The organism is Pandoraea captiosa (assembly GCF_902459775.1).
GTDB lineage: Bacteria > Pseudomonadota > Gammaproteobacteria > Burkholderiales > Burkholderiaceae > Pandoraea > Pandoraea captiosa.
Map to the genome: position 1 here is coordinate 1 of NZ_CABPSQ010000005.1, position 15374 is coordinate 15374.

10 protein-coding genes, 1 rRNA gene and 1 pseudogene are annotated in these 15374 nt (G+C 62.7%); 6 read left to right on the forward strand and 6 right to left on the reverse strand.

Translation table 11 applies throughout. From position 1 onward, the window contains the following. The first annotated feature begins 160 nt into the window (after positions 1–160). Positions 161–273 (forward strand): 5S ribosomal RNA (rrf, locus tag PCA31118_RS15165). 926 nt (positions 274–1199) lie between these two features. Here the strand turns inward: rrf and PCA31118_RS15170 are convergent. Then, complete coding sequence (locus tag PCA31118_RS15170; RefSeq protein WP_150625992.1) at positions 1200–3272, reverse strand: OPT family oligopeptide transporter; 2073 nt, start codon at positions 3270–3272, stop codon at positions 1200–1202. Positions 3273–3598: 326 nt separating this feature from the next. On the opposite strand from PCA31118_RS15170, the gene PCA31118_RS15175 reads away from it, so the two are divergent. Then, complete coding sequence (locus tag PCA31118_RS15175; protein ID WP_150625993.1) at positions 3599–5113, forward strand: MFS transporter; 1515 nt, start codon at positions 3599–3601, stop codon at positions 5111–5113. Positions 5114–5190: 77 nt separating this feature from the next. Here the strand turns inward: PCA31118_RS15175 and PCA31118_RS15180 are convergent, their stop codons facing one another. Next, positions 5191–5628: a type II 3-dehydroquinate dehydratase gene (locus PCA31118_RS15180; RefSeq protein ID WP_150625994.1), complete on the reverse strand. Its 438-nt coding sequence runs from the start codon at positions 5626–5628 to the stop codon at positions 5191–5193. Positions 5629–5661: 33 nt separating this feature from the next. Continuing rightward, positions 5662–7050: an MFS transporter gene (locus tag PCA31118_RS15185; protein ID WP_246190243.1), complete on the reverse strand. Its 1389-nt coding sequence runs from the start codon at positions 7048–7050 to the stop codon at positions 5662–5664. A 259-nt stretch (positions 7051–7309) separates the two neighbouring features. Between PCA31118_RS15185 and PCA31118_RS15190 the strand changes: the two genes are divergently transcribed. Next, the gene (locus PCA31118_RS15190; protein ID WP_150625995.1) at positions 7310–8101 is read left to right on the forward strand and encodes an IclR family transcriptional regulator; all 792 of its coding nucleotides are present in this window, start codon (positions 7310–7312) and stop codon (positions 8099–8101) included. Positions 8102–8144: 43 nt separating this feature from the next. Here PCA31118_RS15190 and PCA31118_RS15195 read toward each other — a convergent pair whose 3' ends face one another. After that, positions 8145–9236: a serine hydrolase gene (locus PCA31118_RS15195; protein ID WP_246190244.1), complete on the reverse strand. Its 1092-nt coding sequence runs from the start codon at positions 9234–9236 to the stop codon at positions 8145–8147. A 507-nt stretch (positions 9237–9743) separates the two neighbouring features. Here PCA31118_RS15195 and PCA31118_RS15200 point away from each other — a divergent pair. The 3 genes and pseudogenes from PCA31118_RS15200 (at position 9744) to PCA31118_RS15210 (ending at position 12137) form a co-directional block, all read left to right on the forward strand. Then, on the forward strand, positions 9744–10565 hold the full coding sequence (locus PCA31118_RS15200) for a MetQ/NlpA family ABC transporter substrate-binding protein (RefSeq protein WP_150625996.1): 822 nt from the start codon (positions 9744–9746) through the stop codon (positions 10563–10565). A 53-nt stretch (positions 10566–10618) separates the two neighbouring features. Beyond that, positions 10619–11419 (forward strand): annotated as a pseudogene (locus PCA31118_RS15205) (methionine ABC transporter ATP-binding protein); the annotation flags it as partial. 73 nt (positions 11420–11492) lie between these two features. After that, positions 11493–12137 (forward strand): methionine ABC transporter permease, encoded by a 645-nt coding sequence (locus PCA31118_RS15210; RefSeq protein WP_150625998.1) that lies wholly within the window; start codon positions 11493–11495, stop codon positions 12135–12137. A 138-nt stretch (positions 12138–12275) separates the two neighbouring features. Here the strand turns inward: PCA31118_RS15210 and ggt are convergent, their stop codons facing one another. Both ggt and PCA31118_RS15220 read right to left on the reverse strand, forming a co-directional pair. Beyond that, on the reverse strand, positions 12276–14003 hold the full coding sequence (ggt, locus tag PCA31118_RS15215; RefSeq protein WP_150625999.1) for a gamma-glutamyltransferase: 1728 nt from the start codon (positions 14001–14003) through the stop codon (positions 12276–12278). Between the two features lie 639 nt (positions 14004–14642). Further along, positions 14643–15311 (reverse strand): M24 family metallopeptidase, encoded by a 669-nt coding sequence (locus PCA31118_RS15220; RefSeq protein ID WP_150626000.1) that lies wholly within the window; start codon positions 15309–15311, stop codon positions 14643–14645. Between the last annotated feature and the right edge of the window lie 63 nt (positions 15312–15374).

A 15374-nucleotide genomic window follows, 5' to 3' on the forward strand; every position in this document is an offset into this window, starting at 1 on the left:
CTGATACTAATTGCCCGTGAGGCTTGATCCTATAACCAGTGTGTTTTTCCTGGTGTGAGTATCGCTGTGCCGATACACTCACAACCCACAAGTTGTTGTACTACGCTTCTTCCGAATTGGTTTTGTTGGGGCAACCACCCAGCAGAACATACAAGTTATGCCTGATGACCATAGCGAGTTGGAACCACCCCTTCCCATCCCGAACAGGACCGTGAAACGACTCCACGCCGATGATAGTGCGGATACCCGTGTGAAAGTAGGTAATCGTCAGGTTCCCCTTAAAAACCCCTTGCTACCCAGTAGCGAGGGGTTTTTGCTTTTGGGCGGGATTTTGTGCGTGCATGCTTTGCGTAATTCGCACTTCCACCTGCAACCGGCGCCAAGCTTGGTCTCGCGCTCACTCCCAGCGTAGCGGTACTCCTATGATTCCGGGCTGCCCTGCCCGCTCGGCAGACTCGGACTGATCACGTCGCTAGACGCCAGTGGTACGAAAATATCCGTCAGGCCGGTGTCTCCCGATGCGCGCTGAGCAACGTGCATCGAAATCGAACGCTTCGAACATTTGCATTAACGTTTCGTGCGCTTTTCGAATCGGATGACTGCGCTCGCGCGCATACGTATCTCGCGACAAGGAATGGACGAATTCACTCGCTGGCCGAACGCGCACCCTCGACATGCGCACTGATCGACGAATTGGGATTGGTTCGGAAAGAACCTTTCGACGTCGGACGGCAGCTTACGATGGCAGCTACGGTATGGGGAAGAAACGTCCGTCAGCCTATCGGTAGAAGCGAGGCGCGAGAGATGAGAGGGGGAAGGGGAGTGGGAAAGCGGAGGGAGGTGAAATGCAGCGGAAGGGGGCAGGAGCGATGGCGTCCGCAGTGTCACCTCGCATATCCGCCGACGAAGATTGCGGTTTAGCCGTCTCGTGAGGAGGAACACGATGGACGGAGCGCGGACCTGTAAGTCGATTTAGGCCTCCAGACCCCCATCGACTTACAGGACCATCGACATCAACATCGGCATCACGAAATCGGGAAACCGGGAGCGTGGACGATGGTGACATCGCCAGGTCCGGCGCGGGCCGTAATAGTGCGATTGCGAGAACGTGACGCTCGATCATGACGCAGATGCCCGCGAACGCATCGGGAAATCGGGAACCTGAGCGATGGTGACATCGCCAGGTCCCGCGTGGGCCGTTATCGTGCGGTTGCGAGAACGCGGCGCACGATCATGACGCAGATGCCTGCGAAGACCAGCAGGGCGAGCCATTCCGACGTCGGGGCGAAACTGCTGCCGACGACCGCCAGCGGAGCATCGGAACCCGTGAAACCGACGACCATCGCCATCGCAACACCGACCAGGCTCTCACCAACGATCAGACCCGACGCCAGCAGCACGCCACGTCTTTCCGCGGCTTCCGCATACGGACCGTATTCTTGACCCCGCGCCTTCGCACGCGCCTTCAACACCCGCTGCGAAATCCAACCCAAAACTGCGCCAATCACCAGCACGGACCCAATCGTCGGCGGCAGATAGATGCCGATACCCACGGCGATGACGGGCACACGCGCGACACCACCACGCTTCGCAAGCACGGCGTCGATAGCGATCAGCGCGAGACCCAGCACCGCGCCGATGCCGAGCATCGACCAGTCCAATTGATGCGTGAAGATGCCCTTGGCAATCGCCGTCATCAGAATCGCCTGCGGCGCAGACAATGCCTGCGACGGATCCATACCCGCTCGCGGTAACGCGTCGGTAAAGCCGTACGCGTTGTAGAGCAAGTTCAGCACCGGCGGAATCACCGCTGCACCCACGACACATCCGACAAGCAGCGCAACCTGCTGACGCCACGGCGTCGCACCCACCAGCCAACCGGTCTTCAAATCCTGAAGGTTATCGTTCGAGATCGTGGCAATCGCAATGACGGCAGCGGTCGTGAACAGTGCCAGCGCGATCGCCAGCTTGCCTCCCTCGCTCGTGTCGAGCAGCCCGCTCGCCTGACTGACACTGAGAATCAAGAGCGACACCAACACGACTGCCACTATCCCGATGCCGGAAATCGGACTCGCAGACGAACCCACAAGCCCCGCCATATAGCCACAAGCGGCAGCGACCAGGAAGCCGAAAACGACAGCGAACACCACACTGCAAATCACCAGCGTCGCAATGCCGCCGAACGACAGCGGCGCGTCGGCCAGGAATACACCGAACGTGACGACCCAGACAGCCACGCACAACAGCGTCAATCCGATCACCCAATACGGCGACAGATCCTGCTCCGTGCGTCCAAGCCCGCTGCCCTGGCCGTTGCCGTGGGCACCGCGAGACTTGCCGAGCGCGGCAAACGACGTCTTCACACCATCGACCATCGGCTTGGCCAGGGTGATCAGCGTCCACACCGCCGCCACACCAATCACGCCTGCGCCGATAAAGCGCACCTTGTGCTGCCACAACCCATTGGCGAAGGCGGCCATCGCCACGCCATCGGGATTCGGCGTAATCGTCGTGAGCACGGGTACGGCAATGCCCCACGTCAGCACCACGCCGAGCAGGATAGCCAGCCCAGACACAATGCCGATCAGATAACCGGCGCCGATCAGCGCCATCGAAAAGCCGGTCGTCAGACGGAACACCGCAGTGCCTGCCGGCACCCACGCGGTGATGCTCTCGCCGAGCACTTTGAGACCCGCCGTCGCGAACGCAAACAACGCCGACACGACGCCACCGAACGCAATTTCGCGTACCCCGCTCGACGCATTGTCGGACGACGCTTTCGTCCCTGCGCCTGGCGTTCCTTCGTCGCCCTCGCTACCGACCCGCAGAATCTCCGCGGCGGCGACACCTTCGGGATACGGCAACTCGCTGTCGACCACCATCGCCCGACGCAGCGGAATCGTGAACAGCACGCCGAGAATGCCGCCGGACGCGCAGATCGCCAGCGTCAAACCAAACGGGAAACCTTGCCAATGCCCGATCATCAACAAGCCGGGCAAGACGAAGATGATGGACGAGAGCGTGCCGGCCGCAGACGCCTGCGTCTGCACCATATTGTTCTCGAGGATGTTGCCGCCACGCAGTGCACGCAGCACCGCCATGGAGATGACGGCAGCAGGGATGGAGGATGAAAACGTCAGGCCGACTTTAAGCCCGAGATAAACGTTGGAGGCGGTGAACACCACGGTGATCAGCGCGCCGAGGATCATGCCGCGCACCGTTAGCTCTGGCAACGAGACGGCGTCGGGAATTCGGGTCGGATGAGATGCCATGTACGAATGGGGGGATTTTCGCCCAATGGGAATGTGGCACGGATTGTATGCGCCTGCGTAGTGCACCGCCAGTCTTGACGCGCGCGCTAGAACGACCGTTCGAATCTGACCCTATCAATCGATAGCGCACCGGCATCCGCGTCCCATGGACGCTTTACGCAAGAAATGCCCCACATCCATCTACTTTGACGATGGGTTCCAACTTTTCCCGTTCGGTTTATTGATGGATGATGCGGGTTTTCCCTAAAAATAAAGTGAGTGCCCAAAGTCATCCGTGAGCCATTCGTGGAAACGGCGTCGGGCACACAAAGGAAAGGAGCGTTCCGATGTCCAGTCTGCACACTTCAACACATCCCGTCCCGCATGCCCACGGTGCACGCCGCTGGCTGGTACTGGCGATCGTGTCCGTGGCGCTGCTGCTCATCGTGATCGACATGACGGTGCTGTACACGGCACTGCCTCGTCTGACCCACGATCTGGCAGCGACGGCGTCCGCCAAGCTGTGGATCGTCAACGCCTATGCGCTTGTCGTATCTGGCCTGTTGCTCGGCATGGGCACGCTCGGCGACCGGCTCGGTCACAAGCAACTGTTTCTCGCGGGGCTCGTCGTGTTCGGTGCGGCGTCACTCGCGGCCGCGTTCGCGCCAAGCGCCAACGTGCTGATCGCCGCGCGCGGATTCCTCGGCGTGGGGGCGGCCATGATGATGCCGGCCACGCTGTCGCTGATCCGCCTGACGTTTACCGATGCGCACGAGCAAGCGTTCGCGATCGGCATCTGGGCGTCGGTCGCCTCGGGCGGCGCCGCGTTCGGCCCGATTGTCGGCGGTGCACTGCTCGAACATTTCTGGTGGGGATCCGTCTTCCTGATCAACGTGCCCATCGTGCTGATTGCACTGCCCATCGCCGCGTGGCTGATTCCGAACAGCGGTGCGACATCGAAGCAACCGTGGGACTGGGTGGGCTCGTTGCTCTTCATGGTCGGCCTGATCGGTGTGACGTATGCGATCAAGAGTGCCGGCAAAGTGTCGCCCGATTGGATGACGGTCGGCGTTGCGGTCGTCGTTGGCGCCGTGTTCCTGTGGGCGTTCGTGGCGCGTCAGCGGCGCAGCGCGCATCCGTTGCTCGATTTCTCGCTATTCCGCAACCCGGTGTTTGCCGGCGCAGTGGTTGCCGCCCTCATGGCTGCCGCGTCGCTGATCGGCATGCAACTGGTGTTCAGTCAGCGCCTGCAATTGGTGATGGGCTACTCGCCGCTCGAAGCCGGATTGGCCGGTATGCCCTTGTCGCTGGCCGCGTTCGTCGCCGGCCCGATTGCCGGACGGATGCTGCCGCGCATGGGAAGCACGCGTCTGCTGTCGATCGCGCTGACGATGTCTGCGGCCGGCATGGCGGGTTATCTCGTTTTTCGCGATTCGGACTTCGTGCTGTGGGCGCTCGCGTTGGTGATTCTCGGTCTCGGCGTGGGGGCGACGATGACGGCCGCGTCGAGCACCATCATGCAAAGTGCCCCGCCCGAGCGTGCGGGCATGGCGGCCTCCGTCGAAGAAGTGTCGTACGAACTCGGCGGTGCGCTGGGCGTGACTTTCATGGGCAGCTTGCTGACGTTCGTCTATGGCCGCTCGATGGATGTGCCGCAGGTCGCCACGCTGCCGGACACCGTGCGCGACAGTCTGGACGAAGCGCAGATCGTGGCCGAGCACCTGGCGCCGGAGATGGCAAACACGCTGACGTTGCTCTCCAATAGGGCATTCAATCACGGCTTCGATGCCGTGATCGGCGCCGGTGCGCTGCTGCTTCTCGCTACCGCCATCTGGGGACGCTGGCACGCGCGTAAGCGCTGACGAACGGCGTGCCAGCAAACGACTGCGCGGCTCACTCACGAACCGCGCGGACAAGTCAAATACGCATCAAGGTGGCATCAAGCCAGCATGGACGCCATGGCGTGCAGCGCCAGCGGATAGCACTGCACGCCGAGTCCGCAAATCACCCCGGTCGCGACACCCGAGATCAACGAGTGCCGATAGATTTCCTCGCGCTTGTGAATGTTGGTGATGTGCACTTCGATCAGCGGTCGTTGCAACAGCTTGGCCGCGTCGAGCACGGGGATCGAGCGGAACGACAAGCCCGCCGGGTTCAGCACGACACCGGCATCGGCCTCGAACGCCTCCTGAAGCCAGTCGACCATCGTGGCTTCGCTGTTCGTCTGCCGGAATTCGCACCGCAGTTCGAGACGCGTTGCGAGCGAGCGCACGGTTTGCTCGATCTCGGCGAGCGTCGTATGCCCGTAGAGATGCGGCTCGCGTTTGCCCAGCATGTTGAGGTTCGGGCCGTTGAGGACGTAGACAAGGTCGGACATGATGAGTAATTCGATTCCAGTAAAAGCCAGCGATCAATGACTGTTGCGTACGCCGTGCGACGTGTTCAGCGCGGGGGCGTCGGACGCCTCGCCCGCCAGCGCCTGCGCCGGGTCTGTGCGATGCATGTCGATGCCGCGCGTCTCCGGGCCGATGAGAATGGCGGCGAGCGAGATGACGTTCAGCGTTGCGCACAGCGCGACGACGGCCCACGGCGAGCCATTGCTGATCGACAGCAGCCAGACGGCGACCATCGGCATGGGACCGCCCGTGAGCAGATTGGCGCCGGTGTAGGCGAGCGCAGAGCCGGAATAACGCACGTTGGTGGGGAACGCCTCGGCAAAGGCCACCGGCTGAATGCCGCTCTGATACTGCGTGAAGCCGAGGAAGAGCCCCATGATCAACAGCATCGGCACGAAACTGCGGGTGTCGAGCACCGAGAAGTAGACGAGCGAGATCGCCAGCGTGGCGCACGAGCCGATGGCGAGCGCCTTCTTGCGGCCGATGCGGTCGCTGAGCATGCCGCCGAGCAACGCCCCGAAGATCGCGAAAACGTTCGCGCCCATGAGCAACATGAATGCCGTCTGCTTGGGCACTTCGAGCGTCTTCGTGATGTAGCTCAGCGAGAACACCACGATCAGATAGAACAGCGCGGCCGGTCCACAGAAGAAGAGCGTCCAGCGGATCAGCGGCTTGTAATGAAGCCGCACGGCGTCGCGCAGCGGATTGCTCGCCTTCACGACCTGGGTGGCCGATTGCATCGCGGCAAAGGCAGGCGTCTCATGCACCTTGAGGCGGATGTATACGCCTACGATCACGAGCAGGAAGCTCAGCAGGAATGGCACGCGCCAGCCCCAGGACTCGAACGCCTGCGCCGACATCGACGCTGATAATCCGAACAACGCCGCGTTGGCGAGGATCTGGCTGACCGGCGAGCAGATGCCGAGCAGCCCTGAGTATTTGCCGCGACGCTCCGGGCTGGCATGCTCGATCGCCATCAACTGGCCGCCGGTCGATTCCCCGCCAAGGGCGAAGCCCTGCACGATTCGCAATGCAACGAGCAGAATCGGCGCCCAAATGCCGATTTGCGCATAGGTTGGCAACAGCCCCATCAGTACCGACGCCACGCCCATTACCGAGACCGTTGCGAGCATCAGGTTACGGCGGCCGAACTTGTCACCCAGCGAGCCGCAGATGATCGCGCCGAGCGGTCGCGCGGCCAGTCCCACGCCGAACGTGGCGAGCGAGGCGAGGAGTGCCGAGGTCGGCTCCATTGCCGGGAAGAAGAGCTTTGGCAGCAATGTCGCGGCCAATGCGCCATACAGCGTGAAGTCGAACCATTCCAGTGCGGTGCCGATGGTCGCAGCGGTCACCGCTCGCGTTTGCATCGATGCGTCCGGCACCGAGGGCGTTGCGTGTGTCATGCCTGTCTCCTGACGATGATTTGTCGTTATGCCTCATCGTCGCAGGGGCTTCACGAACTGGATATCGGCATCTGCCGCAGTCGTGCAGTCGTGAGCCCGGCGCTCGCGAGGACCGCCCGGGCTTATCCCGGGCTGGCAAACAGGATGGTAATGAGCCTGTTGGAACACCGTTCCAGACTGGAATTCAATGCCATAATGTGAAATTAAATGCGAAAACAAGCGCGAAAATGGAATGCGGCAAACCGCAGAGGAGACACGCATGAACGGCGTCATGGAGCGCACACTTGCCATTCTGGAATTGCTCGCCCAGCAAGTCGGCGGCACGCCGCTGGCGTTCATTGCCGACGAACTCGACATTCCCCGTAGTGCCTGCCATCGCTTGCTCACCGACCTCAAGGGCTTCGGCTACGTGCGTCAATTACGCGAGCATGGCGATTACGTGCTGACGACGAAGCTCGTTGGGCTGGGGCTGAGTTTCCTCAGTACGTCCGGCATCGTGGACATGGCGCAGACGATTCTCGACCGGCTCGCGGAAACATCCGGCGAACTGGTGCGTCTGGCGATCGTCGACGGCGATCGCATCACGTGGGTCGCGAAGGCGCAGGGGGCGAGCAAGGGGTTGAAGTACGACCCCGACATGGGCATGGACACGATTCTGTCGTGTTCGGCCACGGGCCACGCGTGGATGATGACGATGAGCGACGAGCGCGCGCTGGCGCTGGTGAGTCGGCAAGGCTTCGGACAACCGAAGGATTACGGCCCGAATGCCCCCACGACGGTGCAGGGCGTCCTGGCATTTCTGGCGGCCGCGCGCGCACGCGGCTACGCCACGATCAACGAAGTGTTCTCGCCCGGCATGACGGCGATGGCCGCGCCGATTCTGCGTCGCGGCTATCCTGCGCTGGGCGTGATCAGCATTGCGGGGCCGTTGATCCGCCTGGACGAAGCGCGCATGACGCAACTCGGTCCGGCGTTGCTCGCGGCGGCATCTGAACTGGCGGCCGCGAGCCAGACATCGCCGCTGTTCGACCGTATTCGTCAGGCATCCTGATCGTTACCGCCATGCCCACCGGCGGAGTTTGTCTCGTGTGCGCTTATCGCAGCGAACACGACAGCCAATGCGCAATGCGAACCCCGTCCAGGCGAGAACCTTCGGGGGTATCGCTGCCGAGCATCGTCACGATCACGGGGCGCTGTTTGTGAACCATCACGCGCATCACCATGTTGTGCCCCGACTCGTTGATGAAACCCGTTTTCTGAACGCTCGCGTGCACCTTGCCGTAACGGACCAACCGGTTCGTGTTGACGTACTGCAATTGCCCCTTGCCCGTGCGCACGCGCTGCTGGTGATCGATGGAGTACCGGCGAATGAGCGGATACTGATTCGACGCTCGCACCAGACGGGCCAGCTCGCGCGCCGTCGAGACGTTGCGCGGGGACAGGCCCGTGGCATTTTCGAAGCGGGTCTTCGGCATGTTCAGCTGTCGTGCCTTTGCGTTCATCGCGGAGATGAACGCCGGACGTCCGCCCGGATAATCGCGGCTCATTGCGGCAGCGGCGCGATTCTCTGACGCCATCAGCGAAATGTGCAACATGTCGGCGCGTGAGAGCGTCGAGCCCACGCGCAGACGCGAATGGGTGTACTTCAACGTGTCCCGATCCGCGTTCGTCACCGTGAGCGGCCCGTGCATCGCCGGTGCGCTGTCGAGCCACACGACCGCCGTCATGAGTTTGGAGAGCGACGCGATCGGTCTGACCTGATCCGCGTTGCGTGCGAACAGCGGCGTGTGCGTTTTCTCGTCGACGATATAGACCGCCTTGGAGAACAGGCGCTTGCGCGATGCCGGCGTGAAGCCGCAGCGTGCGAGCAGCCGTGGTTTTGCGTCCGTACTGATCCGCGGCGACGCCGGCGCGGCCTTCGTGGCCTTGCGCCCCGATCGCACGTTCGCCGACGGGGGCGCGGCGCGCTTGCGTGTCGTGCTCGCCATTGCCTTGCGCCGGGGCGCCTTTGCTGCCTTTGCTGGTTTCGCGACCGGCCTTTTCTTCTTGATGGCGTCATGGCGGCGCTTGCCCGTGCTGGCGGGATGCGCGTTGGCCGCGAGCGCGTCGCTCACGGGCAGACCCGCAATCAGCAGAATGACGCCGAATATCACCAGACGGGCCAGAGCGATCGCACGAGGCGACATGCGGTGCAGGCGAGACAGGCGAGACAGGCAGGCGTGGTGAAGCGGACTTAGCAGCGAACCTGGCGAGCAACGCGACGTGTTGAGCGGATCGGGTGAATCAAGTGAATCGAGTGGGGCGGCTGGGTCGAGTGGGCTGGGCGGCGGGTACCACAAGGCGGACATCTTCACGCGGTTCCGGAGGACAGAGGTGGACGAAGGACGGCGCGCGTCGGCATATCCCTGCCGTCCCGCGCGGTGCGATAACGGCCACGCAGGATGCAGGCGCAGAACGCAGACGCACTACACGGGGAAACCTGTTGGACGACGCGACGTCGAGGAGTTCCTGAATTTCTCGAATGCGTATTACAAAAAGTTACATGTCCAGAACGCCCAACGCGTGAATGCTCTGCGCGGTGCGGCAGATTAGCTTTGCGCATTTGGTTATTGGACGGTGCGGGGTGCGGCTTCCTAGACTGTGCGTTCGCCTGATCCGGCGCCACCCAATACCAACACGAAGGGGAATCATTCATGCAACGCCGCCATCTGTTTCGTATGCTCGGCAGTCTCTCGCTCGCATTTGCCATCGGCTCGCTGGGCACGATGGGCGCCCATGCGGCGGACAAGCCGCTCAAGGTGGGCGTGCGCGGCGGCGTCGACGAGGAGATCTGGGAAGTGGTCACGAAGGTGGCGAAGTCGCGTGGCCTGAACGTCGAACCCATCGTGGTGAGCGGCACCGCGAGCCCGAACGAAGCGCTCAACAATGGCGATCTCGATGCCAATTCGTTCCAGCACATCCCGTTCCTTCGTGACCAGATCAAACAACGTGGCTACAAGCTCGTCTCGGTCGGTGACACGCTGATCTCGCCGATCGCGTTCTATTCGAAGAAATACAAGTCGCTCGAATCGTTGCCCGAAGGCGCAAAGATCGGCTTGCCGAACGATCCGAGCAATCAGACCCGCGCCCTCGTCATCCTGCGCGATCACGGCCTGATCAAGTTGCGTGACGGCTTCGATCCGTACACCGGCACGGCCACGCTGTCCGATGTGACGGCCAATCCGCGCAAGCTTCAGTTCATCGAAAGTGCCTCCGTGGTGCTCGCACGCTCGCTGCCGGATGTCGATGCGTCGGCCATCGTCAACAGCTTCGCGTATCAGGCGGGTCTGATCGCCACGCGTGACGGCATTGCCGTCGAGAAGCGCGAGAACAATCCTTACGTGAACATCATTGCGGTTCGCGAGAAGGACAAGAACGCAGCGTGGGTCGCGCCGCTGGTCAAGGCCTACCAGTCGGACGAAGTGCGCAAGTTCATCGAGACGAAATATCAGGGTTCGGTGATTCCGGCGTTCTGATGCCGCTGCCGATTCTGCGTTCGAGGCCACCTGTCACCTGCGAGGAACCTGCGATGACGACACGACACACAGCCGCCGCACCCGTGACCCGTTTGCCCACCGCGGCGGCGCGCGAGGTGGCCCACATCACGTTCGACGCACTGGGCAAGGTCTATCCGGGGGCGTCGAGCGCGGCACTGCAAGACATCTCCTTTGCGGTGCAGCGTGGCGAGAGCTTCGGCATCATCGGGCGCAGCGGCGCGGGAAAATCCACGCTGCTGCGCACGATCAACGCGTTGGAGTTGCCGAGCGCCGGGCAGATCAAGGTGGATGGTGTCGATGTCGCATCGCTCGACGAGAATGCCCTGGTCGGCCTGCGTCGACGCATCGGGATGATCTTCCAGCACTTCAACCTGCTGTCCGCGAAGACCGTCTTCGAGAATGTTGCGCTGCCACTGCGTGTCGCCGGCGTGTCAAGGCAGGACATCGCGCCGCGCGTGAACGAGCTGCTGTCGCTCGTGGGGCTCTCGGGCAAGGCCGATGCCTATCCGGCCATGCTGTCCGGCGGCCAGAAACAACGCGTCGGCATTGCGCGCGCGCTGGTGCATCGCCCTGAGATTCTTCTGTGCGACGAAGCCACGTCGGCCCTCGATCCCGAGACGACGGACGCCATCCTGACACTGCTGGGCGATGTCCAGCGCGAATTTGGCCTGACGGTCGTGCTCATCACGCACGACATGGGCGTGATTCACCAGGCCTGCGAGCGTGTGCTGGTGCTCGATCAGGGACGTATCGCCGAATTGGGGCCGGTCGAGGATGTCTTCGCAAACCCATTGGCCGATGCAACACGCGCCTTGCTGCGCCCGTTGCAACATGCGTGGCAAGGACGTTTTACGCAAGGTGCCGGTCTCCAGCACGCGCACGCCGTCTGACGCCGAGGAAACCTCCATGCTCGATAAATACCTGCGCGCACTCGGCGAGACCTTGTTGATGGTCACGAGCGCATGCGCCATCGTTTTCGCGGTGGGCTTGCTGCTCGCCGTTGTCCTCGTCATTACGGCGCCCGGTGGGCTGGCGCCGCGTCCGCGATTCAACCGCGCGTTGTCGGTCGTCGTGAACCTGTTTCGCGCGGTGCCGTTCATCATTCTGCTCGTGGCGCTGCTGCCGGTGACCCGCTGGATCGTCGGCACGACGATGGGGACATGGGCCGCCGTTGTACCGCTCGCCGTCCATCTGATTCCCTTCTTCGCGCGAGTGACGCAGGTCGGCCTGCGCGAGATCGACCCAGGCCTGATCGAAGCGGCGCGGGCGATGGGGTGCCGCCGCTGGCACATCGTGCGCCACGTGCTGCTGCCCGAAGCGCTGCCCGCCATTCTGGGCGGCGCCACGGTGACCGTGATCGCGATGGTCGGCGCATCGGCCATGGCCGGCGCCGTGGGCGCGGGTGGGCTGGGCGATCTCGCGGTGCGCTACGGCTACGAGCGGTACGAGACGAGCGTCATGTTCAACGTGATCGTCATTCTGGTCGCGATGGTGACGCTGGTGCAGTTCGCCGGTGAGCGACTGGCGCGGCGCGTGGATCATCGACGCTGACGCCCACGCACAGAGCCGGACATATCCGGACGTACCGGTAAGCTGGAATGAAAAAAGGCCGCACATGTGCGGCCTTCGTCGTTGACGATCCGACGTCGGCCCTGAAGCCGTCGCGGACCGTCCGTCAGGCATGCGACATCAGTACCCGAGCGCCAGACCCGTGTTGCGACGCGGATCGTTTGCGCCATAGAAGCGGTTCTTGCCGATCGGCTTGCCACCCAGCGACGGCGCGCCCACGAGAATCGCCGCAATATGGTTGGCCGGTTGCGGACCTGCGAACTTCTGGCCCCAGCTCTCCAGAATCTTCTGCGTGTCCGGGCTGAGTGCGAACGGCTCGATGTTGGTCGCCTCCGGCATCCATTGCTGGTGGAAGCGCGGCGCATCGACGGCCTCTTGCAGATTCATGCCGTAGTCGATCACGTTGAGCATCGTGAGCAGCGTGGCCGTGATGATGCGGCTGCCGCCCGGCGTACCCACGACCATGACAGGCTTGCCATCCTTCGTGACGATGGTCGGGCTCATGGACGAGAGCGGACGACGGCCCGGGCCGATGGCGTTGGCCTCACCCTGGATCAGACCGTACAGGTTCGGCACACCTACCTTGGAGGTGAAGTCGTCCATTTCGTCGTTGAGCAGCACGCCCGTGCCGTTGGCCATGACCTTCGCGCCGAACCAGTCGTTGAGCGTGTAGGTGACCGACACGGCGTTGCCGTCCTTGTCGATGATGGAGTAGTGCGTGGTGTTGCTGCCTTCATGCGGCGGCACACCCGGCTTGATCTCCTGCGAGATGCCGGCCTTTTGCGGCTGGATCGCAGCGCGAATCTTCGCGGCGTAGTTCTTGTCGAGCAACTGGGCGATCGGGTTCTTCACGAAGTCCGGGTCGCCGAGATAGCTGTTGCGGTCGACGTACGCATGACGCATCGCTTCGATGGTGTAGTGAACGCCCTGCGCCGAGTGGTACCCCAGATCGTTCATCGGGTAGCCCTCGAGAATGTTCATGATCTCGCAGATCACTACGCCGCCCGAGCTCGGGGGCGGCGCCGACACCACGTGATAACCGCGGTAGTCGCACTCGACCGGCGCCAGCTCGCGTGTCTTGTACTGATCGAGGTCGGCCTGCGTGATGATGCCGCCGCCCGCCTTGACCGACGCCACCAGCTTGTCGGCGACTTCACCCTTGTAGAAGCCGTCGGCGCCCTTGGCGCTGATCAGCTTGAGCGTGCGTGCGAGGTCCTTCTGCACGAGGCGCTCGCCCGGCTGGAACGGCTTGCCCTTGTTCAGGAAGATGGCGCCCGAGTTGGCGTGATCCTTCTCGAAGTCCTTGGTCGACGTCCACAGCATGTCGACGTCACCCTGATCGAGTACGAAACCCTTGTCGGCCAGCGTGATGGCGGGCGCCAGCAGTTGCTGACGTGTCTTCGTGCCGTACTTCTCGCGCGCGTACTCCATGCCCGACACGCTACCCGGCACGCCGACGGCCAGATAGCCGGTGGTCGATGCGCCCTTGATGACGTTGCCGTCCTTGTCGAGGTACATGTTGGCCGTCGCGGCGAGCGGGGCCTTTTCGCGGAAGTCGAGGAAAGTCTTGCGGCCGTCGGCGAGCTGAATCGTCATGAAGCCGCCGCCGCCGATGTTGCCCGCTGCCGGGTACACCACGGCGAGCGCGTAACCCACGGCAACGGCTGCGTCCACGGCATTGCCGCCTGCCTTGAGCACATCGACGCCGACTTTCGACGCGAGATGCTGGGCGGTCACGACCATGCCGTTTTCGGCACCGACCGGCGCCTGTGATGCCGCGTGAGCGTTGAACAACGCGCAGCTCAGAGCCGAGGCCAGGAGCGCTTTGGTGAAGGTTGGGTTTTTCATCGTCTTCTGTGGTTCTTGTCGTGAGCGAGATAAAAAGGGACTTCAACTGCCGGAACTTCCACGGCACGGCCCTGCGCCGCAGCCATGCATTCGACGGATGTACGACAGGCAGCTCGCCCGCTTCCTCGTGCCTGAGCGAGTGGCACGATGGCGGGGCGATGTCTCCGCTGCCCGGTGTCGTACTTTGGGAAAAATCCGTCGACCAGACGAACGGTAACGCATAACGGGTAATTGGGGAAAGATGTACCAAAAGTCCGGGGGGCGGGCCACGACACGTATTCACGTGGCGCTGGACAATTGGAAAAAGCGCGCGCAAGCCGTCGGCGTTGTGCGCTTTTGCGCAATATGGGGTCAGATGGTGAGGTGGAATTGCCGTCGAAACGAGCGGATCTCCGAGCGAAAGGCGGGGAAAAGTTCGGATTCTGCCCTGCGGTAGTAAGTCGTCGCGCCGCATGGCATACGTTGTCTTTCGATGATCCGGTCGTAGGGGAAACGACGGCATCGCTCAAAAAACAGGCGGCGGTTGCCGCGTTGAGCGGGATTGAACTGCGTGTTGAGTATTTGTGGGGGGACGGCATCCGTCCCCCGTCAAGATCGATCAATGGAGATCGATGGAGATCGATGGCGATCAGACCGCCTTCAGACTAGCAGGTCCTCGTAGAACGCCCCGAACCGACGTGTGGGGTGCGCGATCTGGATCTCGAGAATCCACAGGCCGCCGCTCGGCGTGTCGGCCAGATCCCCGAGCTTGCCGCCCTTGTAAATCGCATGCGGGAAGTCACTGACGCGATGCCCCTTGATGTCCAGGTTAAGCACCCAGCCCAGCGCCTGCGCTTGCGCCTTTGCGAAGTCGTACAGCGCCTGCCCGGTCACTTTTTCGTCGCGCCAGTGCGCCTGGACGATGTCGAACAAACGTTTCGCGTCCTCGGCGCAACGCTGCATCTCGGGATCGGTGCCCGTCGTGCGCGTGAAACCGCAGTCGCCTTCGTGCGCGCCGAAGACCACACCGATATCGATGAAGTAGATATCGTCTTCGCCCAGTACCGGATCGTTTTCGCTCCGTTCGCTGAAGGTGCGCAAAGTGTTCTCGCCGAAGCGGACCAGTACCGGATGCCAGATGCGGTCCATGCCGAGCGTGCCCAGCAGCGCCTTGCTCGCGGCAATGGCCTCGGACTCGCGCATGCCGGGCCTGATGATGGCCGCGATTTTCTCGGTCGCGTCCCAGGTGAGCGCCTGTGCGCGCTTCATGGCGTCGGCACTGAACTTCGCACCGACGGCCTCACGCCGGGCCAGATCCATCAACTCCATCGAATTTCTCCACTGATTGTTTTGGCTTTGGGGGCGACGGTCATGTTGCCGCGTGCGGCACCG